Consider the following 6,434-nt stretch of genomic DNA (forward strand, 5'->3'; position numbering starts at 1 on the left):
TTTTTATGTAGACACAGAATCTATATATCCAAAACAAAATAATTAACAAAAATACCACAAAAGTTAACATCAATTTTAACAGGTGCGGTTAATAAAAACGTCGGGTTGTAAGGAAATAGTTGATTAATTATCAATAAAATAAACTTTCATTCATTTTTAGTCCGAATATATAGGTAGTTTGGATATTTTTGGATAATTTTGCACGAAATAATTATTATAAAATGTTGAGAATACAATCGATAGGCATTGCCAGCGATCATGCGGGTTATTACTTAAAGCAGAAACTTAAGCTTTATCTTGAAACTAAAGGTTACAATCTACGGGATTTTGGGAGCCATTCACCTGAAAGTTCCGATTATCCGGATTTTGCGCATTCTCTTGCAAGTGCCGTTGAAAAAGGAAAATTTGATGTGGGCATTACCTTATGCGGGAGTGGTAATGGAATCAGTATGACTGCCAATAAACACGAAGGAATCCGTTCCGCTATTTGCTGGGATCCTGAAGTGGCAGAATTGGCAAAGACACATAATAATGCCAACATTTGTGCATTACCGGCACGGTTTGTTGATTATGATCAGGCCGTTGAAATTGTGGAAACATTTTTGAATGCTCAATTTGAAGGCGGTGGAAGGCATGAGCGTAGAATAGAGAAAATTCCCATAAAAAAATAGATTATATGTCCATTTTGTCCAATACCTGTAAATATGCCATACGTGCTACCATTTATCTGGCACTCAAAGAAGATAAAGACCAAAAAATCGGTATAAAGAAAATCGCTGAAGACCTTGACATTCCAACACCGTTCCTGGGCAAGATTCTTCAAAACCTGGTAAAACACAAGGTATTATCCTCCACCAAGGGCCCTCATGGAGGATTCGGGCTTGAGAAGGATCCCGCGGACATATCACTTTTAGAGATTATTGATATTATAGACGGACTGGATATGTTCTATGAATGTTTAATAGGTCTTCCTACCTGCAGGGATCACGATCCGAATTTTGTGCCTTGTCCCATTAATAAAAAGTTTCGCCCCATCAGCAAGCAATTGTATGAATTGTTTCAAAATGAAACCATTTCCAATTTAAAGGAAGAGATTGAAAATTCGGATGGGGAAATTGGAATTTAATTCCCATGATCCGGTTTATGGAACTTAGAATATATTAACAAAGGGCCGGATTTTCCGGGTTACATCAATACGTTTTTTTCAAAGAATAATAAAGAAAAGCAGAGAAGAACGCCAGTCCTGTTCCGATTAGATTTGCAAGAAAATCGCCGGGTTCTGACTGTCTGTCTTGCGTAAGAAGGTATTGTAAAAACTCCATAAGCAATCCGTAGCTAACCGGAGCCAGAACCACTACAACATAAACTTTCCAGTTGTTAAAGATTCCCGTTTTTTTTACCATTCCATAAACAAGACTTAAGGTTAAGAGAAAATACATGATGGCATGCATCAGCTTGTCCGAATTATCAAAACGGAAAATCTGTAATTCCTGGGCTGTGTCTCCCGAGCTTAGACTTCCATAAGTGATGGCTATCAATATTATAAGGAAAAAGAGGAATGGTTTGATTGTGTCTTGCATTGATCCTTTAAATTCTACACAAAATTAATGCATCGTTTTTAACTAATTGTTTTTTTTGCCCGAATTATTCAAGAATAATTCTGACGCTATTGAAAAACCTGGCTTTTTGCTTCAATAAATTTCGCAAAAATTCGGTTTTTCTAATGCGGGGTTACCTTGCTCCGCACGCTGTCGCTGAAGCTTTAGCGTAAGCAACCGAAGCTTCGCGAAGGCGAGCCTGGATCCTACCCGCAAACCATCGCGCATCCATAAACTTCACTACGTTCGTTTATGAATGATCCAGGTTAGTAGAATAAAAATAAAAAGATTTATAACATTTGTTGATAAAATGACATTTGAATTTATATTCAGTAAACTACAATGTTAATTTTGTGTTTATTGTGTGTTGAAATTTTGTTCAATTCGTAATGTTTCACGTGGAACAAAACGCCAATATTGGTTGAATCTTATTTTAACCCGAATAATTCAAGAATTATTCCTGTCTCCGACAGCGACTAAGGTGAACTTAAATTTTTTTCATATTTGTAAAAATTTATGAATAATGCAGGTTAAAATAGAAAAAGATGGGCGGAATATATATTCATATCCCTTATTGCAAAACCAAATGCCCTTATTGTGATTTTTTTTCTGTAACCGGCAAACCCAACAAAAGTAGCTTTCTCAATGCACTTTTGGAAGAAATTCATCTTCAGAAGGACTTTTTAGGAAACCGTAAGATTCAAACCCTTTATTTCGGTGGGGGTACCCCTTCCGTTTTGGCTTCTGAAGATCTGGAATGCATTTTTGAGCGCCTAAACGCTACCTTTGGTATAGATGAAGAGGCTGAGATCACCGTTGAATGCAATCCCGATGATGTTTCCGTGGATTTTTTCAGTGAATTAAAATCTATCGGATTCAATCGTTTGAGCCTGGGTGTGCAAAGTTTTCATGAGGAGGATATTAAATTTCTGGGCCGGAGGCATACTGTCCGGCAGAATTACCTGGCTATTGAATGGGCCCAGCAGACAGGCTTTAAAAACATAAGCATTGATCTCATTTATGGTTTGCCCGGTTCTACATCAAACAGATGGAAACAAACCCTGGAAACGGCTTTTGATTTCCCCTTCAAGCATTTGTCTGCCTATCATCTCACCATTGAGCCCGGAACGCATTTCGGTGAGTTGTTCAAAAAAGGTGAACTGAGTGAAATATCGGAAGAAGATAGCCTGGAACAGTTTCGCATCCTGATGGAGTATTCCAAAAATATGGGTTTTGAGCATTACGAGCTTTCCAGTTTTGCTTTACCGGGTTATTATTCCAGGCACAATACAGGTTACTGGTGGCAGAAACCCTATCTGGGGCTTGGTCCTTCGGCCCATTCCTACAACGGCGAAATGAGACAGTGGAATGTTGCCCATATCAATACTTATATTCATTCCGTATTAAACGGAAAGATCCCCTGTGAAAAGGAATTTTTAACCATGCAGGATCGTTTCAATGAATATCTGATCACGCGGCTAAGGACCCAATGGGGTGTAGACCTGGCTACAATCGAGGGGAAGTTCGGACGCGGCTACAAAGATCATTTTTTAACAGCAGCCCGCTCTTTTCTGGATCAACAGTATCTGGAACGCAACGGCAATATTGTAGCACTAACCAACAAGGGCAAGTTTATATCCGATGCCATCATCAGGGAAGTTATTTGGAGCAGGGGATAAATATGGCATAGAGCTTAGGGCATAGAGTGCGGGGTATAGGGCTGGAATTAATTGGTTGGGGGGGATGATTGAATGATTGGGTGATTGGGTGATTGAATGATTGATTGAGTGATTGGGTGATTGGGTGATTGGCGAAGAGCACTGGTACAGAGCATAGAGCTCAGAGCAATTTGTCCCGCGTGCCGAGTCCCTGCCCCGCAGAAGCAAAGCGGAGGCGGGGTCGGGTTACCAGTAGCCAGGGTTGTTGTTTGTAGCTGTATTTCACCCCATCGCCCTCTCGCTTAAGTCGCCCCCTCGTTCTTTAAGGCTGAGGCTTTAAGGGCAGAAAGTCCTAAGGGTAGTATTTGAATCGATCACAATATTCAGAAGTTCTTAATCGCGCCTTCGTGCGCTCGTTTTGTCATGCCGTCGTTCTTTCGTCCCCTCGCTTAAGTCGCTTCGGTCATTCTTTCGTGCAGTCGTGCACTCGTGCCAGTCGTATCCTCGTGTTGTCGTGTAGTCGTGCGCTCGTGCACTCGTGCCAGTCGTTCTTTTTTGAACCACATAGGAAGAAAACATAGAAAGGACGCAGCTTACGGAAAACCTTATTTTGTGTCCATCACCTTAGTAGGCATGAAATTCACCCTCCTTTGCTGACCTTATTACCTTATTGCCGTCGTTAGGCCGCCTTCGTTTTGCAAAGCAGTTGTCCATTCTTCGCTCTTTGTTCAGACTCCCCATCGCATTGTCGTTTTTTCGTGCCAACGTTCAGTCGTGAAAAGAATTGCTAATTTGGACAAGCCAAAACGGAAACCCATTAAATTCCTTGAAAGCATCCTGTTTGGTTTTGGCTTGTTCAAATTAGAGCACATAGGGAATATGATGCCGGCCCTACAGGCCTGGGATCAATGCCACCTATTCATGCGATGGTGATGCCTATTTTTATAACTTTGCCCTCTTATGGATGCAATGAAATTTTTCAAGAGCCAAAATATGGTGAGATGTTCAATCGTCCTTGTTTTGCTGCTATTGACTTCTTGCAGTGTTCAGAAACAAGAACAAGAAAAAGAAAAAGAAGTACATTGTTCCCGGATCATACCGGAAGATTTTTATGTACGTATGGAAAGCAATCCGGATGTACTGGTGTTGGATACACGTGTGCGGAGCGAATACGCAAAGGAGAGAATACCCGGTGCCCGCTTCGCAGGTAAGCCTGAAGAACTGGATCAGTTGGTAGATACTCTGGATAAGGGCAAGCCCCTTTTCATTTATTGTGAATATGGGGACCGCACGGATACAGTTTGTTGGATTCTAAAAAACGAAAAGCACTTCAGGAATGTTTATATCCTGAAAGGAGGATATGAATTGTGGAAAAAAGTAAACTTGCCTGTTGATAAAAGCCGCAGGGAGGAGTTTTAATCTACTCCGCAGAACGGTTATTTTTTCTTTTTTTACTTTTGATTTTTACTTTCTCTTTTTCGTCCTGTTCTTTGGTTCTCCCGGTTTCTTTCCTGTATCTTTCCAATAGAGCTTCCTTTTTGTCTATTTCTTTATTTTTCTGCTGTATGATCTTCGACTGTTTGGTGATGGAAGGGAGAGAAAAAATAAATCCCAGGATCACTCCAATAATGATCGTTACCAGGAGAATCAAGGATAAAGAGCCTTTTACCGGTTCTCCGAAGAAAAAGTGGATGGAAACCATTTCATCGTTCTGCAGAGCAAACACTGTGAGAATTAAGGCGGCAAGTAACCCTATGATTAATGACCTTTGCATAGCTATTTGTTTTTGTTTGTGTAAATATAATCAAAAAATCCGGCATATAAAACATTTTTACCGGGTTATTGATATTTCCGGGAATTTTGGTTTTCTTCCAGTATCCCGCTGTTTTTCTCACGGAAGCTATCCTGCGGGGATAGCTTTTGGGGTGGATTTGAGATTTCAAACAGTAAAATCTTCATATAATAAATCAAAAAAAGGAATAAAGTGAATTTGTGTTTTGTTTACTTTTTTGGTGAAGCGGCCGGTTAAATTGATGATATAAGCAATCTGAGGCTGATATTTATCGATAAAACTCATAAAAGACCTTCCCGGCGTATTTTTGGTAAGATGGGCATATTTTACCTCTATTGGAATGATGGCTGAACCTTTTTTTATAACAAAGTCCACTTCTGCCATATCTGTAGTACGCCAATAATGGAGAGGGAAGGGTGTATTTCTGATGCGTTCATATAGAATAGAAAATATGAAATTCTCAAAAATTTGACCTGAAAGGGGCTGTGGAATTTTGTCTCCAAAGACCCCAAAAGCAAAATTTTTCATACCAATATCAAAAAAATATACCATAGGGGATTTTGATATTTCTTTCCTTTTGTTTTTGTAAAAGGGGGTGAGGCTTTTTACGATGAAGGTATGTTCAGCGTACCACAGGTACTTTTTCAGTGTGGGGACGGATAATGCGGTGTCACCGGCACACGTGGAGTAATTGATTCGTGTCCCTGCGGTATGGGATAACCATTCGATTAGTTTGACGCAATTTTCCGGTCTGTCTAAGTTTAGCAAATAAGATAAATCTTTTTGGACATAGCTGCTGAATATTTCATTCATGATTAGGACCTTTTCATTCCACATATCTGAAATCTTTTTCAAAGTCCAGATTGAAAAAAAGGGTTTGCCTTCCTTCTCTATGAAGCTTTGCCAGTAGCATTTTCAATATGGTAGTTTTTCCAATCTGTCTTGCACCAGTTATTAATGTTATCTCAGGCCGTTCCAGATGATCCTCGATCTGGCTGATAATGTTTCTTTGTATAAGCATTGTTATAAAATTATCGGGTAAATTGCAAACCAATTTGTCTTGATCACAAAATTCAAAAGTTGGACAAGAGAGCTTAGGGGGGAAGAAGTTTTAGGTTTTAGGTTGAGCGCATAGAGATCAAAGCATGGGGCAAGGTGTAAAGCGTTTTATGTTTCAGGTCTCATGTTTGAGGTTGCTAAGAGCAAAGAGCGCAGAGCTTAGGACGAAGAGGTGAAAGTCTCGCGTCCCGTGTCCCGGGTTGGCTGAAGCTATAGTTGTTGTATGTAGTTTTGATGATGCCATAGTAAAAGTACTAAAATTTGGAGGTAAAGGCAAGGTTTATTGAGGCTGAGGCTAAGGCGAAGGCTAAGGGCAGAAAATTCTGA

8 protein-coding genes are annotated in these 6,434 nt (G+C 40.0%); 4 read left to right on the plus strand and 4 right to left on the minus strand.

What is annotated here, in order from left to right:
• Positions 1-221 precede the first annotated feature (221 nt).
• A complete protein-coding gene (gene rpiB / locus KGY70_03935; GenBank protein MBS3774311.1) occupies positions 222-671 on the plus strand; it encodes a ribose 5-phosphate isomerase B in 450 nt (149 codons plus the stop codon).
• A gap of 5 nt (positions 672-676) precedes the next feature.
• Positions 677-1,126 (plus strand): Rrf2 family transcriptional regulator, encoded by a 450-nt coding sequence (locus KGY70_03940; protein ID MBS3774312.1) that lies wholly within the window; start codon positions 677-679, stop codon positions 1,124-1,126.
• A gap of 64 nt (positions 1,127-1,190) precedes the next feature.
• Here KGY70_03940 and KGY70_03945 read toward each other — a convergent pair whose 3' ends face one another.
• Positions 1,191-1,580 (minus strand): VanZ family protein, encoded by a 390-nt coding sequence (locus KGY70_03945; GenBank protein MBS3774313.1) that lies wholly within the window; start codon positions 1,578-1,580, stop codon positions 1,191-1,193.
• Between the two features lie 563 nt (positions 1,581-2,143).
• Here KGY70_03945 and hemW point away from each other — a divergent pair.
• Both hemW and KGY70_03955 read left to right on the plus strand, forming a co-directional pair.
• On the plus strand, positions 2,144-3,277 hold the full coding sequence (hemW, locus tag KGY70_03950; GenBank protein ID MBS3774314.1) for a radical SAM family heme chaperone HemW: 1,134 nt from the start codon (positions 2,144-2,146) through the stop codon (positions 3,275-3,277).
• Between the two features lie 972 nt (positions 3,278-4,249).
• The gene (locus KGY70_03955; protein ID MBS3774315.1) at positions 4,250-4,675 is read left to right on the plus strand and encodes a rhodanese-like domain-containing protein; all 426 of its coding nucleotides are present in this window, start codon (positions 4,250-4,252) and stop codon (positions 4,673-4,675) included.
• 1 nt (position 4,676) lies between these two features.
• On the opposite strand, the gene KGY70_03960 is transcribed toward KGY70_03955, so the two are convergent.
• The 3 genes from KGY70_03960 to KGY70_03970 form a co-directional block, all read right to left on the minus strand.
• A complete protein-coding gene (locus KGY70_03960) occupies positions 4,677-5,030 on the minus strand; it encodes a LapA family protein (GenBank protein MBS3774316.1) in 354 nt (117 codons plus the stop codon).
• 165 nt (positions 5,031-5,195) lie between these two features.
• Entirely contained in the window at positions 5,196-5,861 is a 666-nt protein-coding gene (locus tag KGY70_03965; GenBank protein MBS3774317.1) for a DUF4143 domain-containing protein, read from the minus strand.
• Positions 5,862-5,874: 13 nt separating this feature from the next.
• A complete protein-coding gene (locus KGY70_03970) occupies positions 5,875-6,069 on the minus strand; it encodes an AAA family ATPase (protein ID MBS3774318.1) in 195 nt (64 codons plus the stop codon).
• Positions 6,070-6,434 lie beyond the last annotated feature (365 nt).

The organism is Bacteroidales bacterium (assembly GCA_018334875.1).
Taxonomy (GTDB): domain Bacteria; phylum Bacteroidota; class Bacteroidia; order Bacteroidales; family UBA12077; genus JAGXLC01.

What these genes read in the sequence shown, in the direction of transcription:
- rpiB (MBS3774311.1), top strand. Translation starts at nt 222, where the DNA reads ATGTTGAGAATACAATCGATAGGCATTGCCAGCGATCATGCGGGTTAT.
- KGY70_03940 (MBS3774312.1), top strand. Translation starts at nt 677, where the DNA reads ATGTCCATTTTGTCCAATACCTGTAAATATGCCATACGTGCTACCATT.
- KGY70_03945 (MBS3774313.1), bottom strand. Translation starts at nt 1,580, where the DNA reads ATGCAAGACACAATCAAACCATTCCTCTTTTTCCTTATAATATTGATA.
- hemW (MBS3774314.1), top strand. Translation starts at nt 2,144, where the DNA reads ATGGGCGGAATATATATTCATATCCCTTATTGCAAAACCAAATGCCCT.
- KGY70_03955 (MBS3774315.1), top strand. Translation starts at nt 4,250, where the DNA reads ATGGTGAGATGTTCAATCGTCCTTGTTTTGCTGCTATTGACTTCTTGC.
- KGY70_03960 (MBS3774316.1), bottom strand. Translation starts at nt 5,030, where the DNA reads ATGCAAAGGTCATTAATCATAGGGTTACTTGCCGCCTTAATTCTCACA.
- KGY70_03965 (MBS3774317.1), bottom strand. Translation starts at nt 5,861, where the DNA reads ATGAATGAAATATTCAGCAGCTATGTCCAAAAAGATTTATCTTATTTG.
- KGY70_03970 (MBS3774318.1), bottom strand. Translation starts at nt 6,069, where the DNA reads ATGCTTATACAAAGAAACATTATCAGCCAGATCGAGGATCATCTGGAA.